The organism is Rhodococcus sp. GA1 (genome assembly GCF_024321955.1).
Lineage (GTDB): Bacteria > Actinomycetota > Actinomycetes > Mycobacteriales > Mycobacteriaceae > Rhodococcus > Rhodococcus pyridinivorans.
The window spans coordinates 4,681,767-4,705,796 of sequence record NZ_CP097186.1 but is presented as its reverse complement, the minus strand read 5'-3'; the positions used below and the strand labels follow the sequence as shown (position 1 = coordinate 4,705,796).

Here is a 24,030-nt window from a genome sequence, read left to right as displayed (position 1 = left end):
CTCACGGACAGCACCGGATGTGCTGCCTGAGCGGGCTAGTTGCTCGGGGCGTCGCCCGTCCCGGGAGCCGGCGCGGACGGCGCGGACTCCGTGGTCGGGGCAGCGGAGGCTGCCGGGCGCGGTGCGGCCTGCGCCGGTGCGGCCTGCGCCGGTGCGGCCTGCGCGGCTTCCTGAGCCTTCGCGCGGGTCTTCGCACCCTTGTGCGGGGCCAGCACCATGGTCATGTTCCGGCCGTCCTGCTTCGGACTGGTCTCGATGAAGCCGAGGTCGGCGACATCGGCGCCGAGGCGCTGCAGCAACCGGTATCCGAGTTCGGGGCGCGACTGCTCGCGGCCGCGGAACATGATCGTGACCTTGACCTTCGAACCGGCCTCGAGGAAGCGCACGACGTTGCGCTTCTTGGTCTCGTAATCGTGGTCGTCGATCTTCGGACGGAGCTTCTGCTCCTTGATCACGGTCTGCTGCTGGTTCTTGCGCGATTCGCGCGCCTTCTGCGCGGCTTCGTACTTGAACTTGCCGTAGTCCATGATTTTGCAGACCGGCGGCCGGGCGTCGGGCGCCACCTCGACAAGGTCGAGGTCGGCTTCGATTGCCAGGCGGAGGGCATCTTCAACACGCACGATTCCGACCTGTTCACCGCCGGGTCCGACGAGCCGGACTTCGGGAACTCGGATGCGTTCGTTGATGCGGGTCTCAGCGCTGATGGGGCCTCCTAGGTAGAGCGGTGTGGTCGGTTTGACCGCACCGCAGCACGTGGCCCTACTCCTCGACAAGAAGACCCCGCTGTGGTGCCGAGGCTCCACGCGGGGTCCGATACCGACCGGTCGACGGCACCCAGCTCACGCTGCGTGATCCGCACCGCCCGATGCAGGGCGGACATCCGGGCTTCTACGCCCGGAGAACCGGACCTCTCAGCTGCATCGATGTGCCGCCAGAGGTGGGAGTCGGACTCCACTTTGCTGCCCACGGAGGATCACCGCGGGCGGTCGTGGGATCAAGTCTAACAAAAAGCCACGTCGACGACGAATCGGCGCGTCGGCGCCGCACCCGCACGGTCGGCGCCGAGCGGCGCGACCCTATGCTCGACGCTATGACGGATGCTCCCGAGACCCCCGATCAGGACGCTGCGGCGGAGGATGTGCGCGAACTCGCCGACATCCCGGCCGTCGAGGTGATCAGCCGCGCAGCCGTGATGCTCATGAGTTCGGCTGCCGAGAAGCTCGGTCTCGCCGACGAGGATCCCGACAGCAGCGCGCGACGTGACCTCGACGAGGCCCGCCGCGTGATTACCGCACTCGCCGGCCTGATCACCTCGTCGGTGGAATATCTCGGTCCGCACGCCGGCCCGCTGCGCGAAGGACTGCAGGCACTGCAGCGCGCCTTCCGCGAGGCGTCGGCGGTGCCCGACGAGCCCGGCAAGGGCCCGGGCGAGAAGTACACCGGCCCGGTCTACTGAGCCGAACCGGAGTCCCGCCCACTTCACGCTCCCCGGCTGCTTCACGAGCCACGAGATCGAGCCGCCCGCCTCTTCCGAGGCGGGCGGCTCGATTCGTCAGCTCGCGGCCGCCACCTTCTTCTTGGCGGTCTTCGCCTTCGTGGCCGACTTCGTAGCGGCAGTCTTGGTCGCGGTCGCCTTGGTCGCCTTCGTCGCGCGCTTGCGTACCGGCGCGGAAGCAGGTGCAGTGATCCGCCCGTCGAGGATCTCCGCAAGGAAGCGTCCGGTGTAGCTCTCCTCCACCGTGACCACCTCTTCCGGAGTGCCCTCCGCGACCACCGTGCCGCCACCGGAACCGCCCTCGGGACCCATGTCGATGATCCAGTCGGCGGTCTTGATGACATCGAGGTTGTGCTCGATGACGATCACGGTGTTGCCCTTGTCGACCAGACCGTTGATGACCCCGAGCAGCTTGCGGATGTCCTCGAAGTGGAGGCCCGTGGTGGGCTCGTCGAGGATGTACGCGGTGCGCCCGTTGGAACGCTTCTGCAGTTCGGCGGCGAGCTTGACGCGCTGCGCCTCACCGCCGGACAGGGTCGTCGCCGGCTGGCCCAGGCGCACGTAACCGAGACCGACCTCCGCCAGCGTGTTGAGGTAGCGGTGGATGGAGGTGACCGGCCGGAAGAACTCCGCCGCCTCCTCGATCGACATGTCGAGCACCTCGGCGATGGTCTTGCCCTTGTAATGCACCTCGAGCGTTTCGCGGTTGTAGCGGGCGCCGTGGCACACCTCGCACGGCACGTACACGTCGGGCAGGAAGTTCATCTCGATCTTCAACGTGCCGTCGCCCGAGCACGCCTCGCACCGCCCGCCCTTGACGTTGAACGAGAACCGACCCGGCTGGTAGCCGCGCACCTTCGCCTCGGTGGTGGAGGCGAACAGGCTGCGGATCTTGTCGAATACACCCGTGTAGGTCGCGGGGTTCGAGCGCGGGGTGCGGCCGATCGGCGACTGGTCGACCTGCACGAGCTTGTCGAGCTGGTCGAGTCCGTTGATGCGGGTGTGCCGTCCGGGAACCTGCCGCGCGCCGTTGAGCTTGTTGGCCATCACCGTCGCGAGAATGTCGTTGACGAGTGTCGACTTCCCGGAGCCGGAGACACCGGTGACGCAGGTGAGGACGCCGAGTGGGAACGCCACGTCGATCTCGCGCAGATTGTTCTCGCGGGCGCCGACGACCGTGACCTGCCGGCCCTTGTCGATCGGCCGCCGGAGCGCGGGGATCTCGATCTCCTCGCGTCCGGACAGATAGGCGCCGGTGAGCGATTCCGGGTTGTCGAGCAGCTCCTTGTAAGTGCCGCTGTGGACGACCGTCCCGCCGTGCTCGCCCGCGCGCGGTCCGATGTCGACGACCCAGTCGGAGGCACGGACGGTGTCCTCGTCGTGCTCGACGACGATGAGCGTGTTGCCCAGATCGCGCAGTCGCGTGAGGGTGTCGATGAGACGACGGTTGTCGCGCTGATGCAGACCGATCGACGGCTCGTCGAGCACGTACAGAACGCCGACGAGACCGGATCCGATCTGCGTGGCGAGACGGATGCGCTGTGCCTCACCACCGGAGAGGGTGCCCGCGGCGCGCGAGAGGGTGAGGTAGTCGAGTCCGACGTCGAGCAGGAAGCCTAGCCGGGCCTGGATCTCCTTGAGGACCTGCCCAGCGATGGCGGCCTCGCGGGCGCCGAGGACGAGACCGTCGAGGAAGCGTGCGCACTCGGCGATCGACAGGTCGCTCACCTCGGCAATGGACATCGCACCGAAGTCGCCCGCGCTGACCGTCACGGCCAGAATCTCGGGACGAAGGCGGGCACCGGCGCAGGCCGGGCACGGGATCTCCCGCATGTAGCCCTCGTAACGTTCCTTCGCCTGCTCGGACTCGGACTGCTCGAGACGGCGGTGCAGGAACGGCATGACGCCCTCGAACTCGGCGTAGTACGAACGGACGCGGCCGTAGCGGTTCTTGTAGCGCACGTGCACCTGCTCGGTGCTGCCCTCCAGCACGGCCTTGCGCACCTTGACGGGCAGTTTCCGCCACGGGGTGTCGATGTCGAATTCGAGGGCGTCGGCCAGGCCGGACAGCAGTCGGCCGAAGTATTCGGCGCTCTGGCCCATCGACCAGGGCGCGATCGCGCCGTCGGCCAGGCTCAGATCCGGGTCGGGCACGACGAGATCGGGATCGACCTCCTTGCGCACACCGAGACCCGCACACTCGGGGCACGCACCGTAGGGCGAGTTGAAGGAGAACGACCGCGGCTCGAGTTCGTCGATCGACAGCGGGTGCGCGTTCGGGCACGCCAGGTTCTCGGAGAACCGACGCTCGCGATCGGGGGCATCCTCCTCACGATCGACGAAGTCGAGCACGACGACACCCTCGGCGAGCCGCAGCGCGGTCTCGATGGAGTCGGTGAGTCGCTGCTGCGCGCTGGGCTTGACGGCGAGGCGGTCGACGACGACCTCGATGTCGTGCTTCTCCTGTTTCTTCAGCTTCGGCGGATCGGACAGCGGGTGGACGACCCCGTCGACACGCACGCGGGAGTAGCCCTGGACGGTCAGCTGCTCGAAGAGGTCGACGAACTCGCCCTTGCGGGTGCGCACGACGGGCGCGAGGACCTGGAAACGGGCCCCGGCCTCCATCTCCAGCACCTGGTCGACGATCTGCTGCGGCGTCTGCCGGGAGATCTGCTCGCCACAGACCGGGCAGTGCGGAGTGCCGGCCCGGGCGTACAGCAGACGCAGGTAGTCGTAGACCTCGGTGATGGTGCCCACGGTGGACCGCGGGTTGCGGTTGGTGGATTTCTGGTCGATCGACACCGCAGGCGACAGGCCCTCGATGAAGTCGACGTCCGGCTTGTCCATCTGACCGAGGAACTGGCGGGCGTAGGCCGACAACGACTCGACGTAGCGCCGCTGCCCCTCGGCGAAGATGGTGTCGAACGCGAGGCTCGACTTGCCCGAACCCGACAGCCCGGTGAACACGATCAGACTGTCGCGCGGCAGGTCCAGGTCGACACCACGCAGGTTGTGTTCCCGGGCTCCACGCACGATCAGGCGGTCTGCCACGCCACATCCTTCCTGTAGACAAGGCCGGAATTCGGCCCTCAGCCATGGTAGGCGCGGGTACCGACACGTTTCCGTGACGAACAACCGCGCGCCTCAGGCTCACGCGCGCACCCGAAGGTAGGTTTGGCTGCATGACGCAGCAGCCCGTGATCATCGAAGACACCTACACCGGCGACGTCACTCCCGGCGGACCCGCGCAACGCCGAAGGATTCCCGGAGCGAGCATCGTCAAACTTGCCGTCGGCGAGATGAACAACAACACCTATCTCGTCACCGACGACGCCACCGGCAAGTCCGTCTTCATCGACGCCGCAAACGAACCCGACCGTCTCGTGCAGTTCCTCCGCGACAACGCGCCGGAGCTCGAGCTCATCGTCACCACCCATCAGCACTGGGATCACTGGCAGGGTCTCGAGCGGGTCGCCGCGGAGACCGGTGTGCCTACCGCCGCACACGAGCTCGACGCCGATCCCCTGCCGGTGACGCCCGACCGGATCCTGGCCGAGGGCGACACCGTGCATATCGGTGAGCTGAATCTCGAGGTGATCCACCTCTCAGGACACACTCCGGGGTCGGTTGCGTTGGTCCTCACGGAACGGGGCACGGGTCGTACGCACATCTTCACCGGTGATTCACTGTTCCCCGGCGGCGTCGGCAAGACCCCGAACGACGACGCCTTCCGATCGCTCCTCGGCGACGTCGAGTCCAAGATCTTCGACCGCTTCGACGACGAGACGATCTTCTACCCCGGACACGGCAAGGACTCGACCCTCGGAGCCGAACGTCCGCATCTCGGCGAGTGGCGCGAGCGGGGCTGGTGACGGTCCGTCTCGGTCCGCCTCGGGCCGGACGGCACTCGGTACGAGGCCTAGCCTGCGACGGCCGGATCTGTGACACCCGAGCGTGCTCGCACGACGTCTAGTCGGGGGCACCGTCCCTGTCGGCCGACCCTTCGCCCTTGCCCGCTCCGGCGGGCTCGTCCCTCGAGCGCTCGCCCGCCATATCTGCGAAGGCCGTTCCCGAGACCATCCCGTTCGTGCCCGGCACGACCGTGGTCGGCCGCGCTCCCGGTTCGTACATGCGGTCGATCTCCTCGGCCTTCTCCCTCGCCTGCCGTTTCTCTTCGTCGTCGAGCCGATCCCAGCGGGTCGGATTCTCCGCGTCGGTCATGTCCGGGCCCCCTTCCAGCACGCGGCAACGACCCGAGCGGGCCGCTTGTGCTGCGTCCGTTCCAGCGTGCGCCCCGTCGCAGAGGCGCGGAGGCCGAACGAGGATCGGAGTTCGCCGGAATCCTCCTGTGCTCCACTGCCGCGAGTACGCTCGAAAACCGGACGAGCTCGCACGAGCACGGAGGCCTGACACTGTGGCGGATCTCGTACTGGGGCCGGTGCTCAGGCACATCGGCGATACGGACGCCGCGATCTGGGTGGAGACGTCCGAGCCGTGCACGGTGCATGTGCTCGGCAGTTCCGAACACACGTGGACCGTCGCGGGGCACCATTACGCGCTCGTCACCGTCCGAGACCTCGAACCCGGATCGGTGACGCCCTACGAGGTGGATCTCGACGGCCGGGTCGTGTGGCCACCCGTCGGTGTTGCATCGCCGCTGATCAGGACCGCGGAAGACGACCCCGAGGATTTAGTGCTCGCCTTCGGGTCGTGCCGGGTGGCCTCGGAGAGCGCGGAACCGACAGCCGTCCTCGGAAAGGACGCTCTCGTCGCCTACGCGCAGCGCATGCGTTCCCTACCGGTCGACGAATGGCCCGACGCGCTGTTGCTGCTGGGAGATCAGGTCTACGCCGACGAGCTGTCGGAGGAGATGAAGCGACGGGTCGGTGAGCGTCACGATCTGTCGGAACCGCCCGGAGCCCAGGTACGCGACTTCGAGGAGTACACCTGGCTGTACAGCCGGTCGTGGTCCGAGGACAACGTCCGATGGCTGTTGTCGAACGTGCCGACCTCGATGATCTTCGACGATCACGACGTGCACGACGACTGGAACACCTCCTATTCGTGGCGCAGGGAGATGGAGGCCTCCGCGTGGTGGGAGGAACGCATCGTCGGGGCGTTGGCGTCGTACTGGATCTATCAGCATCTCGGTAACCTCGCTCCCTCGGAGCTGGACGAGGACCCGCTCTACGACCGGGTGCGGAACTGTGCCGGGGACGCCGAACCGATCTTGCGTGCGTTCGCGTCCGGCGCCGACGAGGAAGCCGACGGCAGTCCGGGAGTGCGATGGTCGTATCGCCGCGATTTCGGACCGGTGCGTCTGCTGGTGATCGATTCGCGGTGCGGGCGGGTGCTCGCGCCCGACCGGCGCGACATGGTGTCCGATCCGGAGTTCGACTGGATCGAGGAGCAGACCGACGGCGACTACGACCACCTCCTGATCGGCACGTCGCTGCCGTGGCTCCTCCCCCGCACGATGCACGACCTCGAGGCGTGGGACGAGAAGCTCGCGTCCGGTGCGCGCGGTGACCGATGGGCGCGGTGGGCCGAGAAGCTCCGGCGCGCCGCCGATCTCGAACACTGGGCGGCCTTCCGCGATTCGTTCGAGCGACTCGCCCGTTTGTTGCTGGATGTCGCTGCCGGGCGTCGCGCCGAAACGTCCGGCTGCGCGCCCGCGACAATCTGTGTCCTTTCGGGCGACGTGCACCATGCCTACGCCGCCCGCGTCCGATTCGCGACGCCGACCGCCGGCACGGTGTACCAACTGACTTGTTCGCCCCTGCACAACCACGTCCCCGCAGCTGTCCGGGTCGCCTTCCGCGCCGCATGGGGACGCAAGGCGGAGCGCGTCGTGCGGTTGCTGCTCGGTCCGGTGACGGCCGTTCCCGAGACGTCGTTCTCGTGGTCGAAGATGGCAGGTCCGAGCTTCGGGAACCAGATCGCCACCCTGCGGACGCGAGGACGCGTCGCGCACCTGACCATCGAGCGCAGCGTCGACACCGCCTCGGGTCCGCACCTGTTCGAGACCGTCACGGATCTGCCGCTCACTACTGGGGAGCGGCCGCCCGAGATTCCGACGTCCCGCGCGGCGAGTCGGCCGTCGAGGTGATGACGGGGGCGCTCGTCGACGACCAAATTCGGTTTTTTTCGAGCTTCCGTATGGTCCGAAATATCGTTTCGTGCCCTTCGGCCCTGCTTCGTGCATATTCCCGTGACGCTTGGGGTACCTGTGTCAGGGTTTGGAAACACAGCCGACCACGGGAGGAACCACATGCTCGTCCGGAGAATTGCGCGGCCCATGCTCGCGTCCATCTTCATCGCCGGGGGTATCGACGCCCTGCGGAAGCCCGAGCCGAAAGCAGGTGCCGCGCAGCCCGGGCTCGATCAGGCTGTGAACGCCTTGCCGGCGTCGATCACCGACCGGCTTCCCAGCAATCCCGAGACTCTCGTCCAGATCAACGCCGCAGTGCAGATCGGCGCCGGGACCCTGTTCGCACTCGGGAAAGCACCTCGTCTGTCCGCTCTCGCGCTGATCGGCAGCCTCGTGCCGACGACCGTCGCGGGCCATGACTTCTGGAACGTCGAGGACCCCGAGGCCCGCGCCCAGCAGCGCACCCAGCTCATCAAGAACGTGAGCCTGATCGGCGGTCTGCTCATCGCCGCCGTGGACACCGAGGGCAAGCCGTCGCTGGGCTGGCGGAGCCGTCGCGCCGCGCGTGCCGCGCAGAAGTCGGTGGCCGCTGCACTGCCGGGCCACTCCTCGGACGGTCACACGGCCGAAACGCTGCACACCGTCGCCGAGCGGGTCAAGACGCTGACGGAGGAAGCCGGCGAGCAGGGTGGACACATCCTCGAGATCGCCAAGGAACGTGCACCCGAACTCGCAGAGGCCGCACGCGAGCGGAGCAGCGGACTGCTCGAGGTCGCCCGCGACCGCGGCCCGGTGCTGACCGAACGGGCGCGCGATCGCAGCGCCGAGATCCTCGGTGTCGCGCGTGAGCGCGCCCCCGAACTCGCCGAGGGCGCCCGTGAACGCGGCACCGAACTGCTCGGTTTGGCGCGCGAGCGCACCCCTGAGCTCGCCGACGTCGCCCGCAAGCGTGGCTCGAAGCTGTGGGACACCACGGTCGATCGCAGCTCGGAATGGGCCAAGCTCGCCGAGGAGCAGTCCGCGATCCTGAACGCTCGGGCTCACGTCGCCGCGGAGAAGGCCCGTCTGCGTGCCGAGGCCGCGCGCAAGCAGGGCACGAAGGCGGAGAAGAAGCTCGCGAAGAACCTGAAGGCGCTCGAGAAGAAGAAGTAGTAGTCCGGTTACGGCACAAGGGTGCGGGCGTGCGTGGAAATCGCACGCCCGCACTGCTGTGATCAGGCTTTCTGCCCGTTTTCCTCCTGCGGCGACTAGACTTCTCGGGCACTTTCGTCGACGCGCCACCCCTGCGGCGGCGAGCGATCTCGTCCTGTCTATCCCCGAGGAGTCCCTGTGCCGGTTGATGGCGCGTCCCATCCGGAGCTCGACCGCGAGCAGGCCTACGTGGCGATGCTCTACACGCATCTCGACGGTTTGCGCGCCTACGCGAAGACCCGGCTGGCCCGCGTGCTGCGCGAGACCGGAGGCACCCCGCAGGCGCGCAGCGAACGCGAGTCGTACACCCACATGTACACCGAGGACATCGCGAAGTACGACGCCGCCGAGCACGGCTTGTGCTTCGGCCGCATCGATGTGCGGGACGACGGGACGGACACCTCCGGCCCCGTGACGGAGGACGGCGCGGAGACCCGCTACATCGGCCGCCTCGGCATCCTCGACGAGGACAACGACTACGAGTCGCTGCTGCTCGACTGGCGCGCACCCCAGGCCCGCCCGTTCTACCTCGCGACCCCCGCCGCTCCGGACGGTGTCGTGCTGCGCCGCCACATCCGCAGCCGCGGCCGCTCCGTCACCGCACTGCACGACGAGTACCTCGACCTCGACGCCGCGCTCGAGCACGCCGACACCCCACCGGCCGGTGGCGTGGCCGGAGAATCGGCGCTGCTCGCCGCTCTGAACGCCGCGCGTACCGGGCAGATGCACGACATCGTGGCGACGATCCAGGCCGAGCAGGACGCGGTCATCCGGTCCGAGCATCGCAGTGTGCTCGTCGTCCAGGGTGGTCCGGGCACCGGCAAGACCGCGGTCGCGCTGCACCGCGCGGCCTACCTGCTCTACACCTACCGCAAGCAACTGGCCAAGAGCGGCGTGCTGATCGTGGGCCCGAACAGCCGCTTCCTCGACTACATCGGTCAGGTGCTGCCCTCGCTCGGTGAGACCGGCGTGCTGCTGTCGACGGTGGGGGATCTGTATCCGGGGGTCACGCCGACGATCGAGGACGATCCGATGGCCGGCGAACTGAAGGGCTCCCTGGACATGGTGAAGGTGCTCGAGAAGGCGGTCCGCGACCGGCAGGAGGTGCCCCGCTCCCCCGTGCAGCTGAGTTTCGACACCTACGCGCTCACCCTCGACCGCACGATCGTGACCCGTGCGCGGGGTCGCGCCCGGTCGTCCCGCCGGCCGCACAACCTGGCCCGGCCGATCTTCGTGAACGGTGTGATCGATGCCCTCGCCGACCAGTTGGCCGGGATCATCGGATCGAACCCGCTCGGTGGCGCGAACCTGTTGAGCCGGGAGGACATCCACGACATCCGGTCCGAGATGCGTTCGGATCCCGACATCGTCGGTGCGATCGACGCGCTGTGGCCGGAACTGTCCCCGCAGCAGGTGCTCTCGGATCTGCTGGCCTCCCGCGACCGGATCGCGTCGGCGGCTCCGGCCCTGACCGACGAGCAGATCGATGCGCTGCACCGTCCCGATGCATCGGGACACTTCAGCGCCGCCGACGCTCCACTGCTCGACGAGCTCGCCGAACTGCTCGGGGTGGACGACGCCGCCGAACGCGAACGCGCGAAGCGGCGCTGGCGCAAGCAGATCGCCGACGCGCAGGGCGCACTCGACATCCTCACCGGTTCGGCACCGCAGGATCTCGAGGACGACCTCGATCCCGAACTGCTCATGGCGTACGACCTGATCGACGCCACCCAGCTCGCCGAACGGCAGAACCACCGTCGTCACGAGACCACGGCGGAGCGGGCGGCCGGCGATCGCACCTGGACGTACGGTCATGTGATCGTCGACGAGGCGCAGGAGTTGTCGGCGATGGCGTGGCGAACGATCATGCGCCGCATCCCGAATCGCTGGATGACCCTGGTGGGCGACACCGCGCAGACCGGGGATCCGGCGGGAACCGAGTCGTGGCAGCAGATTCTCGAACCGTATGTCGCGAACCGGTGGAAGAAGACCGAACTGACGGTCAACTACCGCACGCCGGCGGAGATCATGCGGATCGCGCACGCGGTGCTCGCGGAGATCGATCCCGACCAGGTGCCGCCGCAGTCGGTGCGCGAGTCCGGTTTCGAGCCGTGGTCGCAGCACGTCGAGGCGGACGCGGTGCTCGCCACCGTGCAGGCAGCTCTCGAGGCGGAGACCGGCCCGGGTACGACTGCCGTGCTCGCCCCGGCGCGACTCGTGGGTGCGTGGGAGCACCTCGCGTCCGAGTCGGTCACGGTCGCGACCGTCAAGGAGGTCAAGGGACTCGAGTTCGACGCGGTGCTGCTCGTCGAACCTGCGGAGATTCTCACCGATTCCTCACGCGGGATGAACGACCTGTACGTGGCATTGACCCGCGCCACCCAGCGTCTCGGGGTGGTGCACTCGGAGGCGTTGCCGGAGGTGCTGGCCGGTATCGCCGGACCGACACGCTGCTGAACCGACACGGTTCGGCCGACACCGCCGAGCGGACCCCGGGACGGGCCACCGGACGGTACCGTCCTTCGGGGCAAGGAGATGGGACGGATCATCCGCGGAGGGAACGAACACGTGGCCTATCGGGCAGCGCACCACCGGATACGTCGAGCGGGGTGCGCTGCGATCGCGGCGCTGAGCGGGTTCTTCGTCTCCGCCGCGTGCGGATCGGTCACGCCGACCCAGGACGAGGCGCAGGCCGCGACGTCCACGACGTCGGTATCCCCTACCTCGTCGACGCCGCCCGACGCGCGTTTCCTGCGGGTGAAGGAGGCACTGGAGACATCCGGTCTGGTCGCCGACGTCACGGACGACACGGTGCTTGCGGTGGTGCGAGGGGTGTGCGACCAGTTGCGCGCGGGCGTGCCGGAGCACGACGTCCTCGTCACGCTCCGGCCGATCGCCGCCTACGCCGCGGGCGCCTCGGGTTCGCGCATGTCGGCGGACGACGCCGCCGCGCGCTATCTCGAAACCGCCCGCGAGGAGTACTGCTGATCCGTCAGCGGACCGTGTGCACTACCAGCACGTCGCACAGGGCCTTGCGGGCGACGTCCGAGGGGACGGAGCCGAGCAGCCGCCCGGTCAGCGTGTTGAGGCCGCGATTGCCGATGACGATGAGATCGGCTTCGACCTCCTCGACGAGCGTGAGGAGCGATTCGACAGGTGCACCGACGATGGGCCGCTCGGTGATCTTGCGGGCGCCGGCGACGGTTGCCTTCTCCCGTGCGGTGCGCAGGATCTCGTAGGTCGGTGCCGAGCCGGTGACCTGGTACGCCTCGTCGCGCAGCGCGTCGGCGGCCTGTGCGGTGTCCTTGGGGTCGGCCGGGTAGTAGGCGCAGGCGATCACCAGTTGGGCGCCCGCGTCGCCGGCCAGAGCAGCTGCCTTCTCCACGGCCCGATACGACGATTCGGAACCATCGGTTCCGACGACTATGGTCCGGTAGGCGCTCATTCATCCTCCATCGAGTGTGTGGTCCATCGACGCGGGCCGCCGATGCCGTCGTCGACGGAGGACACGCACGCTCCCCCGCCATACGCTGCGTCGACAGTAGCGAGATGGGCGGCCCGGGTGGGAGGTTTGGGTCTCATCCCACAATCAGGTTTGATGTTACCGCGCGTCACCGTAACGCGGGCCGAACAGGCCGGCAGGGAATACCTCGGCGTCGACGAAGGCGTCGCGCCACGGCAACGCGAGGTCGAGCAAACGTTCCACCCCCTCCTCACCGAGCGCAGTCCACGGCGCGACCGCCAGGTCGTCGGTGAGATCCTCGACGAGTTCGCGGACCTCGAAGCCCTCACCGGTGAGCTCGCCGCGCTTGTCGAGCAGGCCGCGCCCGCGCAATCCCTTCTCGGCGTCCGCCCACTCGTCCCGCGACCAGCCCCGCAGCTTCCGGGCCGGATCAGTGGCGAACCCGATACCGGTCGCCGTGTGGGTGACGAGCGCATCGAGCCCCGAAAGCCCTGCCGTCTGCAGGGCCGCGATATGACCGTCGCCGCGATACTCGCGCAGCAGGGTCAGGGCGTGCCACAGGCGCAGGTGCGCCTCCTCGGGCCAGGGCAGATCGGCGTAGGCGGCGTAGAGCGGGCGACCGTCCGGGCCGGGAATCGCCCGCGCCGCGGTGGCCGCGAGGTCCGCCGCCTCGTTCATCTCCGCGGAGCCGAGTACGTCCTGCCCGAGGACCCGTCGATGGAGTGCGTCCAAAGCCCGCAACCGCGCCGCGATGATCGTGGCCGGCTCGGCCGTCTCCCACACTGCCGGGACGGCCGATGCCACCAGGCGGGGCGAGAAGCTGCAGAACGTCGCGGTCACGACCCCGGGGCCGACGGCACCCAGGGGTGCCGCGCGTCCACCGAAGTACTGCGCAGCCGGTCCGTCGACACCGAGCGCGGCGAGTTCACCCGCGATGTCCGGCGCGAAGTAGACGACCAAGTGCAGCAGCTCGAGTGCGCGGGCAGCACGCCCGGCGGAAGAGGGATCCATGGGAGTGGACCCTACCCGAGTCGCCGGCGCCGATCGGGCCGGGCGACTACTTCAGACCCGCGGCGTCCATCCCGCGCAGTTCCTTCTTCAGATCGGAGATCTCGTCGCGAAGCCGTGCGGCCAGCTCGAACTGCAGGTCGCGGGCGGCCTGCATCATCTGGTCGGTGAGCTGCTGCACGAGATCGGCGAGCTCGGCGCGCGGCATCGTCGAGGTGTCGCGACCTTCCACGACACCGGAGCTGACGGCCCGTCCGGACTCGCCCTGGGCTCGGCGACCACGCGAAGCGTTGCGGCCGGAGCCGCCCACCTCGACGGCCTCGGTGTCCTCGGCCTCCTGATAGACCTGGTCGAGGATGTCGGCGATCTTCTTGCGCAGCGGCTTCGGATCGAGACCGTGTTCGGTGTTGTAGGCGATCTGCTTCTCGCGCCGCCGTTCGGTCTCCTCAATGGCCCGCGCCATCGAGTCGGTGATCTTGTCGGCGTACATGTGCACTTCACCCGAGACGTTGCGGGCCGCACGGCCGATGGTCTGGATCAGCGAGGTCGTCGACCGTAGGAAGCCTTCCTTGTCGGCGTCGAGGATCGCCACCAACGACACCTCGGGGAGGTCGAGACCCTCGCGGAGCAGGTTGATGCCGACGAGCACGTCGTATTCGCCCAGGCGCAGTTGTCGCAGCAGTTCGACGCGGCGCAGGGTGTCGATGTCGGAGTGCAGATAGCGCACCCGGATACCGAGTTCGAGCAGGTAGTCGGTGAGGTCCTCGGCCATCTTCTTGGTGAGGGTGGTGACGAGGACGCGTTCGTCGCGCTCGGCACGTTCGCGGATCTCGTGCACGAGATCGTCGATCTGCCCCTTGGTGGGCTTGACGACGACCTGCGGGTCGACGAGGCCGGTGGGCCGGATGACCTGCTCGACGAACTCGCCACCTGTCTGTCCGAGCTCGTACGGGCCGGGGGTGGCCGACAGGTAGACCGTCTGTCCGATGCGGGCGGCGAACTCCTCCCAGGTCAGTGGCCGGTTGTCGACCGCCGACGGGAGACGGAAACCGAAGTCGACGAGGTTGCGCTTGCGCGACATGTCGCCCTCGTACATCGCGCCGATCTGCGGCACGGTGACGTGCGACTCGTCGATGACCAGGAGGAAGTCCTCCGGGAAGTAGTCGATGAGCGTCGCCGGCGCGGATCCGGCGGGTCGTCCGTCGATGTGGCGGGAGTAGTTCTCGATGCCGGAGCAGAAGCCGACCTGCCGGATCATCTCGATGTCGTACTGGGTGCGCATGCGCAGACGCTGCGCCTCGAGCAGCTTGCCGCGGTTCTCCAGATCGGCCAGGCGCTCCTCGAGCTCGGCCTCGATACTCGCGACGGCGCGTTCCATGCGCTCGGGACCGGCGACGTAGTGGGTGGCCGGGAAGATGCGCAGGGAGTCGACCTTGCGCACGACGTCGCCGGTGAGCGGGTGCAGGTAGTACAGCGCGTCGATCTCGTCGCCGAAGAACTCGATCCGCACGGCGAGTTCCTCGTAGGCGGGGATGATGTCGACGGTGTCGCCCTTGACGCGGAACGATCCGCGGGTGAACGCCATGTCGTTGCGGGCGTACTGGACGTCGACGAGCAGGCGCAGCAGCGCGTCGCGCGGCACCTCCACACCGACCTCGAGCTGGATGGACCGGTCGAGATAGGACTGCGGGGTACCGAGACCGTAGATGCACGAGACGGACGCGACCACCACGACGTCGCGGCGGGACAGCAGCGACGAGGTGGCGGAGTGCCGCAGCCGCTCGACGTCGTCGTTGATCGACGAGTCCTTCTCGATGTAGGTGTCGGTCTGCGCGATGTACGCCTCGGGCTGGTAGTAATCGTAGTACGAGACGAAGTACTCGACTGCGTTGTTGGGCAACATGTCTCGCAGCTCGTTGGCGAGCTGCGCGGCCAGAGTCTTGTTGGGCGCCATCACGAGGGTGGGTCGCTGGACGCGTTCGATGAGCCACGCGGTGGTGGCGGACTTGCCGGTACCGGTGGCACCGAGCAGGACGACGTCCTTCTCCCCCGCCCTCAGCCGGCGCTCGAGCTCGTCGATGGCGGCCGGCTGATCGCCGGCCGGTTCGTACTCGCTGACGACCTCGAAACGGGCCTCGGTGCGCTCGATCTCACCCACCGGCCGGAACTCGGAGTGTGCGACGACGGGATGCTCACTTGCGAACGCCATGGAATCCAGAGTAAGCGCTCCCACCGACACGCATCGCGGTCCTGCGTGCGGCGCGGTTCGCACGCTAGCGTGCATCCCGTGTCCGCGACCCCGCATCCCGTGAAGACCGAGATCTTCGACGTCGCCACGAAGACCAACATCGACCCCAAGGGCTTCGCGCGGGCGGTCGACGAGTACCGCGTCGAGGAGTGGGGGCTGTACATGGCGCGATCGTCCGACCACCCGCAGTTCCACTATCTCGAATCGTGGTTGCTGCCGGACCTGCGTCTGCGGGCCTCGATCTTCCATTTCACGCCGGGCAACGAACGCGACCAGGACCGCTACGTCGACGTCGGTGAGTTTCGGCGCGAGGGCGACGTCTGGTACTCCCGCGACCACTATCTCGACCTGATCGTCCGCACGGGCCGCGACACGACGGTCGAGGACATCGACGAACTGGTGGTCGCGGTCACCGCCGGGATGATCGACGCGGCGGCGGCCGAGACGGCGATCGACACGGCACTGCGGGCGGTGGACGGCATCGCCGCGCACGGCCACGACCTCGACGCGTGGCTGCGGGAGCGGGGCGCGCCCGTCTCCTGGCGCTGACGCGCACCACCGCTGCGCAGGTGCCGTCACCTGCGCAGACAGCGGGGGCGCAGAAGCGAAAAAGTTACTGCCGCAAAGGACATGGTAATCTGCCCCGGCCGGCGAAGCAGTGCATCGAGAAGGCGACCATCGGGGCCGGCCCGGATCGCCCCTCCGCGTGCACATCACCCGACCGAGGACACCCCTCGCGCCGGCGGCGCGCGCCCGTGCAGCCCACGAGCGCCGACGAGAACGCCGCCGATCACTTCGTCGGCACACGCCCGGATCCGGGCGTGCCCTGCTGGAGCGGTATGCCGCGCCCGCCGGCCCGTGGCCGATCGGGCGCCCGACGCATGCCCACCGTCCGGCGGTGGATCGGACCGACGCCGCAGCGGAACCGACAGACAGGACGCGTGCAGCGCGCCCTGCCTTCCACTGCGCTCCGACGACCGCGGACGTGACGCGAACACGAAGGAGGTCGCAGTGAACGGCACCGAGCTCGTTCAGTTCAGCGCCGCGACGATCGTTGCCCTGCTCGTAATCTTCTACGGCGGAACGCTTCTCGTCTCCGCCCGAATCGGGAAGAAGGACGAGAACGCCGACGGCTACATGACCGCCGGCAACAAGGTCGGTTTCGGGGTGTCGGCGGCCAGCATGACCGCCACCTGGATCTGGGCGTCCTCGCTGTACGCGTCGGCGACCTCCGGATACACCTACGGCATCTCCGGCCCGATCCACTACGGGCTGTGGGGCGCGTTGATGATCCTGTTCATCTACCCCTTCGGGAAGCGCATCCGCGCGGTCGCCCCGAAAGCACACACCCTCGCCGAGGTCATGTTCGCCCGGCACGGGCGGTCGAGCCAGCTCATGCTGGCCGGTTCGAATCTCGTCGGCAGCCTCATCAGCCTGATGTCCAACTTCATCGCCGGCGGTGTGCTCATCTCGCTGATCTCGCCGTTCGGCTTCGTCCAGGGTGTCGTCTTCATCGCCGCCGGTGTGCTGCTCTACACCCTGTGGTCCGGCTTCCGAGCGTCCGTGCTCACCGACTTCATGCAGGTCGTGGCGATGCTCGGTGCGGTCGTTGTCATCATCCCGGCGGTCTTCTTCATCACCGGCTTCCCCGACGCGTTCGACGGTGGTTCCGGGAACCTCACCGACCAGCAGAGCGACTTCTTCTCCAGCGATGCCTTCCTGAACCAGGGCGCACCGTACATCGCCGCCGTGCTCGCGTACGCCATCGGCAACCAGACGATCGCGCAGCGCCTGTTCGCGGTGCGGGAGGATCTCATCAAGCCCACCTTCGTCACCGCGACGATCGGCTACGGCGCCACCGTCATCGGCGTCGGCATGTTCGGTGTGCTCGCGCTGTACCTGGGCATCGACCCGATGGACGGCGACGTCAACAACATCGTGCCGCAGATGGTGGCGTCCTTCCTGCCCACGGCTCTGGTCGTCGTGTTCTTCGTCATGATCATCGGTGCGCTGTCGTCCACGGCCGATTCCGACCTGTCGGCGCTGTCGTCGATCGTCATGGCCGACATCTACGGCCAGAACATCGCCGGCGGCACCCGCAATGCCGATCCCAAGCGGATGCTCTTCATCGGGCGCGCCACGATGGTCGTCGCGACCGCAGCCGCCGTGGCGTTCGCGAGCATGAGATTGAGCATCCTCGACCTGCTCGTGTTCGTCGGCGCGCTCTGGGGTGCGCTGGTCTTCCCCGTCATCGCGAGCTTCTACTGGCACAAGGTCACCAACAAGGCGTTCACGACGTCGGTGCTCGTCGCCCTGGCAGCGTTCCTGCCGGTGCGTTTCGGGTGGTTCCCGATGGACGGGGTGCTCGCCTGGACGGTGGACATCGCATCGGTCGTCGGTGTCGGCGTGATCGCGGGTCTGATGGCATTCGGCTTCTTCGGACTCCGGGCCGCACGCGTCATCGGTGTCGTCGCCGCGGGGGTCGTGGCGCCCTTCGCGCTCGGCTCGGTCCACGACTACGCCGTGCTCAGCGCCTCGCTCGTCGCCTACGCGGTCAGCACGGTCGTGTGCTGGGCGATGTCCGTGAACTCCGACGAGAACTTCGACTTCGAGGTCATCGCGCAGCGTGTCGGTGACTTCGACGTGGCTGCGGACGACGTGACACCCGAAACCGACCCTGACTCCCCGAACGCCCCTGCCTCGGCGAACGTCCCTGCCTCGGCGAAAACCCCTGGGTCCGAGACGGACGCCGCGGCGACCACTCCGGAGAAGGAGAACCGATGAGCACGCTCGCACTGACCGTCTACGTCCTGATCTGGCCCGTACTCGTCGCCGGTGTGCTGGCGGCGCTCTGCCGCGGGTTCTTCAAGGAGTGGCTGCAGGCCCGACGGGACGGCGAGGATCTGATCTGACCGTCACCGCAGGATTCCCTCCCGCACGGCTCGGAGGACCGCATTCGTGCGGTCCCGGCCGCCGAGCTCGAGCAGGATCGACGACACGTGGTTCTTCACGGTGCCCTCGGCCAGGAACAGCACGTCGGCGATCATGCGGTTGCCGAAGCCCTCGGCCATCAACCGCAGCACCTCGAGTTCACGTTCGGTCAACTCCTGCACGACCGGGGTGTCGTCGGGCTGTGGAGCGGAGCGGATCGCGCGCAGCAACCGGTCGGTGATCGAGGGGGCGACGAGCGTGCCACCCTCCTCGAGGGTCCGTACCGCACGGGCGAGTTGCTCGAGCGTGACGTCCTCGAGGAGATATCCCCGGGCTCCGGCACGTAGGGCCGCGAGCACGAGTTCGTCGTCGCCGAAGGTCGTGAGCACGAGCACCGGGACTTCGAGGCTGCGCTCGCGGAGACGGTCGATGGTCCACGAGCGGTACGTGGCCGAACTCTCGGGCTGCGGCCGGTGGGGAACGAGGCTCCCGAGAACGACTCGCTTCGTACGATGTCACAGCGCTTGGCCACCCAGTACGTGAAGTTCGTCCGCTCCGAGGAGATAGGCTTGGGCGAGAACTGATCTCGCGGTATTGTCGACGGGTGGTCGACGCTGCCCCCGACGGCGTCGACCACTTCGGGCCGCGAAACGTTCGTAACTCCGCCGCCCGTCGAGCCGAGTCTCGAATGCGCATGTGGGGCAATGTGACTGCTCGGGATGGCGAGGGGGCTCGATGGACGAAGCCGAGTTGATCGAGCGGTGACGGGCAGGCGATCGGGCAGCGTTCGCCGAGCTCGTCGCACCGTCACGGGAAGGCGTGTGGGCGGTCTGCGTCCGGATCACAGGAAACCGGCACGACGCCGAGGATGCGCTGATCGCGGCGTGGCAGAATCTCGGCAGATTCCGTGGCACAGCAGCATCCGGAACGTGGTTGTATCGCATCGCGAGCAATGCGGCGCTCGCTGTCGTGCGGACGCGACGTGGTGAGGTCCTCGACGAACGGCTCGGGGCGAATACGTCTCCGGGGAAACGCCTCTCGCCGAGAGCGTGGTCGACGGTGATGTGGTCCGGCGAGCTTTTCTCCTTCTCCCCGAACAGTTTCGGGTTGTCATCGTGTTGCGTGAGTATGCGCAGCTCGGTTACGCCGAGATCGCAACGCACCAGGGCGTGGGTGTGCAGACGGTGAAGAGCCGGATCAGGCGTGCCCGTATGCAACTCGCCGATCTACTGAGTCCGGCACTGCTCGGCGCCGAAGAGGTTGCCCTCCGACCGACGGTCGGGTACGCCGACACGGAGGGCACCGAACCGCCGAGGACAACCCGGAAGGATGAGCAATGACGCAGAGCGAACCGATTTCGTTGCCCCCGTCGAGGGAATCGATGAGAACGATATCGAGCACCCCGCCATCGACGACCTGCCGATCGAACAACTCGATGATCACGGCAACGACGAGCTGCCGAAGCCGGAATTCGTCGTCGACGCAACCGATCCCGACTCGAGGTAGCCTGCCCTGCAGAGATCCGGCCCGCATCATCGCAGTCCCATCCCGGTCGATCCGAGATCGGCGACCACCTCGTGCAGTGGTCGCCCGACCGGACCGACCGCCAGTAGACCTCGGATCGTCGCCGTGAGGACCATCGTCGAGAATCCTTCGTGGTCGAATTCCGGAAGCTCGCGATGGGCCTCACCCAAGCGTTCGTCGGTGCTCAGCCGTTCGGCGACGTCGTCGCGTTGCTGCCGGAGCCCCGAGATACGCTCGAGCTGTGCTTCCTCGGCGACCGCGAAGTTGATCGCGGCGCTCGCCACCGCACTCGCCAGTGCGACCGCGACGTCGGGTGTGTACCCGCGGCGCACGAGAGCCTCGACCTCGCTCACCATCAGCCGCTGCCCCGCTTCCCCACGCGGGAAGAGGGTCTGCATGTAGGTTCCCAGGCCCGCATGGGCAAGGACGAACGCGCGTAGCTGCAGACCGAACGACAGCAGGTGCCGTTCGATGTCGTGCTCCGGATCGTCATGCAGAACGAGATCGCCGAGCAGACTCTCCCCCACGACGAGTTCGAGTCCCCAGCGACCGTCCACGTGGCGGTACAGCGCCGTTGTGGAGACGCCGAGTTCCGCGGCGACAGCGTTGAGGCTCAACTGTCGCAGCCCGATCGCTCGACCGACACGGATGATGTCCTCCATGTCGATCTTGCGTACACGTCTGCGGACGCCGGCCACCCCGCTCGTTCCTCCGGTCACCTTGAGTTAGACCCCATAACTTAAGGAACTATAGGTGTCGCTTCAGGGAACGACAAGTCGCCGATTCGTTCTCGGCGGGCTGCACCGGGCGAACGGCCCGGCGGCCGAGCTTCGCTCTCGCCGCGAACCTGCTCAGCGCGCATCCGCCGGCGGACGACCGAACCGGTCCGCGACGTCGGGGCTCACCCCAGGTGACGTCCGAGCAGTTCCCGGAAGGACGGCCCGTCCGTGCGGACCGCGTTTCCCGACACGCGCGGCCGTCCGGCGGGCACGGCGTCCGAGAACCCGCGGGGTGATCCCGTGCTGCGGGTGATCTGCTCGGCGAGTTCGTCCGCCGCCCTGCCGATCCGCCCCTTCAGTGCCGTGGCCGCCTCGCCTGTTCCGAAGTCGTCGGTGGTGGCGAAGACGCCGGTGGGCACGACGAGCGCACGCAGATAGCTCAGCAGCGGGCGCATCGCATGGTCGAGGACCAGTGAGTGTCGGGCGCTACCCGCGGTCGCGGCGAGCAACGTGGGCACACCGGTGAGCGTGTCCGGATCGAGCGCGTCGAAGAACATCTTGAACAGACCCGAGTAACCGGCGGCGAAAACCGGGCTCACCGCGATCAGACCGTCGGCGGTCGCGAGTTGTTCACGGGCTCGTGCGACCGCTGCGGTAGGGACACCGGCGGTGAAGGTGGTGGCCAGATCCATCGCGAGGCTGCGTAATTCGATGACCTCGGTTTCCGCGTCGTCTCCGCGCGTGCCGACCGCGACACGAGTGGCCTCGGCGATGCGGTCGGCGAGCAGACGGGTGGTGGACGGCTCGGCCAGGCCACCGCTGACGACGACGATACGGCGGGTCATCGGGCGTCCACCTCTTCCGGCACGAGGTCGACGCGGGCCGGGATCACCTGACGGTGCGCCGAGTCGGCTCCCTGCGCGGCGAGCGTGCTGTGTGTGGGCGGGTCGGACGGCACGTGCGCGGGGCGGCGGCGTTCGAATTCCGCTCGCAGTACCGGCACGACCTCCCGGCCGAGGATCTCGATCTGCTCGAGCACGACGTCGAGCGGCAGGCCGGCGTGGTCCATGAGGAACAGCTGACGCTGATAGTCGCCGGCGTAGTCGGCGAAACCGAGCGTGCGTTCGACGACCTGCTCGGGTGTGCCGACGGTCAGCGGTGTCATCGTCGAGAAATCCTCGAGCGACGGGCCGTGGCCGTAGACGGGGGCGTTGTCGAAATAGGGACGGAAGATCCGTTTCGCCTCGGCCTCGGTCTCCGCCATGAACACCTGGCCACCGAGCCCGACGACGGCCTGGTCTGCGGCACCGTGACCGTACTGCTCGAACCGCTGCCGGTAGAGAGCGATCATCTGCTGGATGTGTTCCTTGTTCCAGAAGATGTTGTTGTGGAAGAAGCCGTCGCCGTAGAAGGCGGCCTGTTCCGCGATCTCGGACGAACGGATGGAACCGTGCCAGACGAAGGGCGGGGTGTCGTCGAGCGGCCACGGGGTGGAGGTGTAGCCGTGCAGCGGTGTGCGGAACTTGCCCTCCCAGTCGACGACGCGTTCGCGCCAGAGCCGTCGCAGCAGGTGGTAGTTCTCGATGGCGAGCGGGATGCCCTGCCGGATGTCCTTGCCGAACCACGGGTAGACCGGTCCGGTGTTCCCGCGTCCCATCATGAGGTCGACGCGGCCGCCGGACAGGTGCTGGAGCATCGCGAAGTCCTCGGCGATCTTCACCGGGTCGTTGGTGGTGATGAGGGTGGTCGCGGTCGAGAGGATGAGCTTCTCGGTCCTCGCGGCGATCCAGCCGAGCATCGTCGTCGGCGAGGACGGGACGAAGGGGGGATTGTGGTGCTCGCCGGACGCGAAGACGTCCAGGCCCACCTCCTCGGCCTTCAGCGCGATCTTCGTCATCGCGACGATGCGCTCATGTTCGGTGGGGACCCGGCCCGTCGTGGGGTCGCGCGTGACGTCGCCGATGGTGAAGATGCCGAACTGCACGGTCGAACCTCCGTCAAGTAGTTGAACTGTCAACTATTCTAACGGGCGGGTCGCCCGGAAGATTCCCGGGCGGGTCTCCGCCCGGGATCCGGACCCCCTAGGCCGACCAGCCGGTGCTCTCGGCCCACTCCCACGCGCGGTGATGCGCCCGGTCGAACCACGGCGCCTTGAGCGCTGCGTAGGTGGCCGCCGCCTCGGCACGATCCGTCTTCTGCGACGCCCCGACTGCGGCATCGGTCTTGAGGTCGGCGTACTCGCGCTTCGCGGTGTCGACCGCGGACAGCCAGTCGCGCAGTAGCAACGCGAACTGCTGGGCGGGCCAGCCGTCCACCCGGACCGCCACCCGCGCCGGACGGCCGGGATCGGCGCTGCCGTGCAACCGCATCTCCCACACCGCCGGGTCGGTCTCTCCCCCGGCCCCGTAGGACGGTTTCGGATCGTCGGTCACCACATGGTCGATGCGCGGGAAGCCCGCAGCAGCCAAGGCGGGTGCGAGCGCATCGGCTGCCGCGAGATCGCCGACGGTGATCTGCAGGTCGATGACGTCGACGGCGGCCAGACCGGGCACCGCGGTGGAGCCCACGTGGTCGATACGCTTCGCCGCGCCCCCGGCTGCGAGGGCCAGCCGGGCGACGAGCCGCTGCGCCTGCCGATGCCATTCCTCGCGCGCGGGCACGAGAACCGGATCCGCCTCGACCACCACACCGGTGCGCAGATTTTTCTCGAACGGCACCAGGCGATCGTTCCACAGCGTCCGGACCTGCTCGACCAGCACCTGCTGATCACCGGTGTTGTCGAGCCACACGTCGGCGACCTCGCGTCGCTGTTCCTCCGTCGCCTGCGCCGCGATCCGCGCGCGGGCGTCCGCCTCGGGCATGCCGCGCAGTTCGACGAGACGCCGGATCCGCTCCGCCTCGTCGGCGTGCACGACGGCGACGAGGTGGAAGGCCGGCGCCATCCCGCCCTCGACGAGCAACGGGATGTCCTGCACGACCACCGCGTCGTCGGGCGCAGCGGCGACCAGCTCGGCGGTGCGGCGTCCGACCCGGGGATGGGTGATGGCGTTGAGAACCGCGCGCGCGTCCTCGCTGGCGAACGCCTTCGCGGCGAGGGCAGGACGGTCGAGGGTGCCGTCGGGCTGCAGGATGTCCTCACCGAAGGCGTCCACGAGCTCGGCGAGGCCCTCGGAGCCGGGAGCGACGATCTCCCGGGCGACGACATCGGAGTCGACGATCACCGCCCCGAGTTCGACGAGCTCCTTGGCGACGGTCGACTTGCCCGCGCCGATTCCTCCGGTCAACCCCATTCGCAGCACG

General features: G+C 68.0%; 23 protein-coding genes. 12 read left to right on the top strand and 11 right to left on the bottom strand.

The window, feature by feature from the left end; genetic code table 11:
- Positions 1-35 precede the first annotated feature (35 nt).
- Positions 36-704: a translation initiation factor IF-3 gene (gene infC, locus M3330_RS22000; protein ID WP_255028989.1), complete on the bottom strand. Its 669-nt coding sequence runs from the start codon at positions 702-704 to the stop codon at positions 36-38.
- Positions 705-1,090: 386 nt separating this feature from the next.
- Between infC and M3330_RS21995 the strand changes: the two genes are divergently transcribed.
- A complete protein-coding gene (locus tag M3330_RS21995) occupies positions 1,091-1,456 on the top strand; it encodes a DUF1844 domain-containing protein (protein ID WP_016692782.1) in 366 nt (121 codons plus the stop codon).
- Between the two features lie 96 nt (positions 1,457-1,552).
- Here the strand turns inward: M3330_RS21995 and uvrA are convergent, their stop codons facing one another.
- Positions 1,553-4,546 (bottom strand): excinuclease ABC subunit UvrA, encoded by a 2,994-nt coding sequence (gene uvrA / locus M3330_RS21990; protein WP_006553981.1) that lies wholly within the window; start codon positions 4,544-4,546, stop codon positions 1,553-1,555.
- 131 nt (positions 4,547-4,677) lie between these two features.
- On the opposite strand from uvrA, the gene M3330_RS21985 reads away from it, so the two are divergent.
- A complete protein-coding gene (locus M3330_RS21985) occupies positions 4,678-5,367 on the top strand; it encodes an MBL fold metallo-hydrolase (RefSeq protein WP_255026350.1) in 690 nt (229 codons plus the stop codon).
- A 97-nt stretch (positions 5,368-5,464) separates the two neighbouring features.
- Here the strand turns inward: M3330_RS21985 and M3330_RS21980 are convergent, their stop codons facing one another.
- Positions 5,465-5,716, bottom strand: coding sequence for a hypothetical protein (locus M3330_RS21980; RefSeq protein ID WP_024101154.1), 252 nt, complete (start codon positions 5,714-5,716; stop codon positions 5,465-5,467).
- A 193-nt stretch (positions 5,717-5,909) separates the two neighbouring features.
- Between M3330_RS21980 and M3330_RS21975 the strand changes: the two genes are divergently transcribed.
- From M3330_RS21975 to M3330_RS21960, 4 genes are all read left to right on the top strand, one after another.
- Entirely contained in the window at positions 5,910-7,604 is a 1,695-nt protein-coding gene (locus M3330_RS21975; RefSeq protein ID WP_255026349.1) for an alkaline phosphatase D family protein, read from the top strand.
- A 162-nt stretch (positions 7,605-7,766) separates the two neighbouring features.
- Entirely contained in the window at positions 7,767-8,798 is a 1,032-nt protein-coding gene (locus M3330_RS21970) for a DoxX family protein (protein WP_039584012.1), read from the top strand.
- Between the two features lie 234 nt (positions 8,799-9,032).
- Entirely contained in the window at positions 9,033-11,294 is a 2,262-nt protein-coding gene (locus M3330_RS21965) for an ATP-binding domain-containing protein (protein ID WP_255028979.1), read from the top strand.
- A gap of 78 nt (positions 11,295-11,372) precedes the next feature.
- Positions 11,373-11,825, top strand: coding sequence for a DUF732 domain-containing protein (locus M3330_RS21960; RefSeq protein ID WP_255026348.1), 453 nt, complete (start codon positions 11,373-11,375; stop codon positions 11,823-11,825).
- 4 nt (positions 11,826-11,829) lie between these two features.
- Here the strand turns inward: M3330_RS21960 and M3330_RS21955 are convergent, their stop codons facing one another.
- From M3330_RS21955 to uvrB, 3 genes are all read right to left on the bottom strand, one after another.
- Positions 11,830-12,282: a universal stress protein gene (locus tag M3330_RS21955; protein ID WP_006553987.1), complete on the bottom strand. Its 453-nt coding sequence runs from the start codon at positions 12,280-12,282 to the stop codon at positions 11,830-11,832.
- A gap of 156 nt (positions 12,283-12,438) precedes the next feature.
- Complete coding sequence (locus M3330_RS21950) at positions 12,439-13,311, bottom strand: hypothetical protein (RefSeq protein WP_039584007.1); 873 nt, start codon at positions 13,309-13,311, stop codon at positions 12,439-12,441.
- 46 nt (positions 13,312-13,357) lie between these two features.
- Entirely contained in the window at positions 13,358-15,517 is a 2,160-nt protein-coding gene (uvrB, locus tag M3330_RS21945) for an excinuclease ABC subunit UvrB (protein ID WP_019289647.1), read from the bottom strand.
- A 69-nt stretch (positions 15,518-15,586) separates the two neighbouring features.
- Between uvrB and M3330_RS21940 the strand changes: the two genes are divergently transcribed.
- The 3 genes from M3330_RS21940 (at position 15,587) to M3330_RS21930 (ending at position 18,468) form a co-directional block, all read left to right on the top strand.
- On the top strand, positions 15,587-16,105 hold the full coding sequence (locus M3330_RS21940) for a DUF402 domain-containing protein (protein ID WP_033097704.1): 519 nt from the start codon (positions 15,587-15,589) through the stop codon (positions 16,103-16,105).
- Positions 16,106-16,567: 462 nt separating this feature from the next.
- The gene (locus M3330_RS21935; protein WP_033097703.1) at positions 16,568-18,340 is read left to right on the top strand and encodes a sodium:solute symporter family protein; all 1,773 of its coding nucleotides are present in this window, start codon (positions 16,568-16,570) and stop codon (positions 18,338-18,340) included.
- Positions 18,337-18,468: a putative transporter small subunit gene (locus M3330_RS21930; RefSeq protein WP_006553992.1), complete on the top strand. Its 132-nt coding sequence runs from the start codon at positions 18,337-18,339 to the stop codon at positions 18,466-18,468. Before M3330_RS21935 ends, M3330_RS21930 begins: the two co-directional genes overlap by 4 nt.
- A gap of 3 nt (positions 18,469-18,471) precedes the next feature.
- On the opposite strand, the gene M3330_RS21925 is transcribed toward M3330_RS21930, so the two are convergent.
- Positions 18,472-18,882: a response regulator transcription factor gene (locus M3330_RS21925; protein WP_255026346.1), complete on the bottom strand. Its 411-nt coding sequence runs from the start codon at positions 18,880-18,882 to the stop codon at positions 18,472-18,474.
- A 424-nt stretch (positions 18,883-19,306) separates the two neighbouring features.
- Here M3330_RS21925 and M3330_RS21920 point away from each other — a divergent pair, with 424 nt between their 5' ends.
- Genes M3330_RS21920 through M3330_RS21910 form a run of 3 tightly spaced genes read left to right on the top strand, consistent with a single transcriptional unit; the run spans position 19,307 to position 19,993 of the window.
- Positions 19,307-19,675 carry an RNA polymerase sigma factor gene (locus M3330_RS21920; RefSeq protein ID WP_255026344.1) on the top strand — a complete coding sequence of 123 codons (369 nt, stop codon included), beginning with the start codon at positions 19,307-19,309 and terminating at the stop codon, positions 19,673-19,675.
- On the top strand, positions 19,603-19,827 hold the full coding sequence (locus M3330_RS21915) for a sigma factor-like helix-turn-helix DNA-binding protein (protein WP_255026343.1): 225 nt from the start codon (positions 19,603-19,605) through the stop codon (positions 19,825-19,827). The genes M3330_RS21920 and M3330_RS21915 overlap by 73 nt, the downstream gene beginning before the upstream one ends.
- Complete coding sequence (locus M3330_RS21910; protein ID WP_019289654.1) at positions 19,817-19,993, top strand: hypothetical protein; 177 nt, start codon at positions 19,817-19,819, stop codon at positions 19,991-19,993. The genes M3330_RS21915 and M3330_RS21910 overlap by 11 nt, the downstream gene beginning before the upstream one ends.
- 26 nt (positions 19,994-20,019) lie before the next feature.
- Here M3330_RS21910 and M3330_RS21905 read toward each other — a convergent pair whose 3' ends face one another.
- The 4 genes from M3330_RS21905 to coaE form a co-directional block, all read right to left on the bottom strand.
- Positions 20,020-20,673 (bottom strand): TetR/AcrR family transcriptional regulator, encoded by a 654-nt coding sequence (locus tag M3330_RS21905; protein ID WP_255026342.1) that lies wholly within the window; start codon positions 20,671-20,673, stop codon positions 20,020-20,022.
- Positions 20,674-20,912: 239 nt separating this feature from the next.
- Positions 20,913-21,575: an FMN reductase gene (locus M3330_RS21900; protein ID WP_024101166.1), complete on the bottom strand. Its 663-nt coding sequence runs from the start codon at positions 21,573-21,575 to the stop codon at positions 20,913-20,915.
- Complete coding sequence (locus M3330_RS21895; protein ID WP_019289657.1) at positions 21,572-22,714, bottom strand: LLM class flavin-dependent oxidoreductase; 1,143 nt, start codon at positions 22,712-22,714, stop codon at positions 21,572-21,574. The genes M3330_RS21900 and M3330_RS21895 overlap by 4 nt, the downstream gene beginning before the upstream one ends.
- A 97-nt stretch (positions 22,715-22,811) precedes the next feature.
- Positions 22,812-24,029, bottom strand: coding sequence for a dephospho-CoA kinase (gene coaE, locus M3330_RS21890; RefSeq protein WP_255026341.1), 1,218 nt, complete (start codon positions 24,027-24,029; stop codon positions 22,812-22,814).
- Position 24,030 lies beyond the last annotated feature (1 nt).

What these genes read in the sequence shown, in the direction of transcription:
- M3330_RS21995 (WP_016692782.1), top strand. Translation starts at nt 1,091, where the DNA reads ATGACGGATGCTCCCGAGACCCCCGATCAGGACGCTGCGGCGGAGGAT.
- M3330_RS21985 (WP_255026350.1), top strand. Translation starts at nt 4,678, where the DNA reads ATGACGCAGCAGCCCGTGATCATCGAAGACACCTACACCGGCGACGTC.
- M3330_RS21980 (WP_024101154.1), bottom strand. Translation starts at nt 5,716, where the DNA reads ATGACCGACGCGGAGAATCCGACCCGCTGGGATCGGCTCGACGACGAA.
- M3330_RS21970 (WP_039584012.1), top strand. Translation starts at nt 7,767, where the DNA reads ATGCTCGTCCGGAGAATTGCGCGGCCCATGCTCGCGTCCATCTTCATC.
- M3330_RS21965 (WP_255028979.1), top strand. Translation starts at nt 9,033, where the DNA reads ATGCTCTACACGCATCTCGACGGTTTGCGCGCCTACGCGAAGACCCGG.
- M3330_RS21960 (WP_255026348.1), top strand. Translation starts at nt 11,373, where the DNA reads ATGGGACGGATCATCCGCGGAGGGAACGAACACGTGGCCTATCGGGCA.
- M3330_RS21955 (WP_006553987.1), bottom strand. Translation starts at nt 12,282, where the DNA reads ATGAGCGCCTACCGGACCATAGTCGTCGGAACCGATGGTTCCGAATCG.
- M3330_RS21950 (WP_039584007.1), bottom strand. Translation starts at nt 13,311, where the DNA reads ATGGATCCCTCTTCCGCCGGGCGTGCTGCCCGCGCACTCGAGCTGCTG.
- uvrB (WP_019289647.1), bottom strand. Translation starts at nt 15,517, where the DNA reads ATGGCGTTCGCAAGTGAGCATCCCGTCGTCGCACACTCCGAGTTCCGG.
- M3330_RS21930 (WP_006553992.1), top strand. Translation starts at nt 18,337, where the DNA reads ATGAGCACGCTCGCACTGACCGTCTACGTCCTGATCTGGCCCGTACTC.
- M3330_RS21910 (WP_019289654.1), top strand. Translation starts at nt 19,817, where the DNA reads ATGAGCAATGACGCAGAGCGAACCGATTTCGTTGCCCCCGTCGAGGGA.
- M3330_RS21905 (WP_255026342.1), bottom strand. Translation starts at nt 20,673, where the DNA reads ATGGAGGACATCATCCGTGTCGGTCGAGCGATCGGGCTGCGACAGTTG.
- M3330_RS21900 (WP_024101166.1), bottom strand. Translation starts at nt 21,575, where the DNA reads ATGACCCGCCGTATCGTCGTCGTCAGCGGTGGCCTGGCCGAGCCGTCC.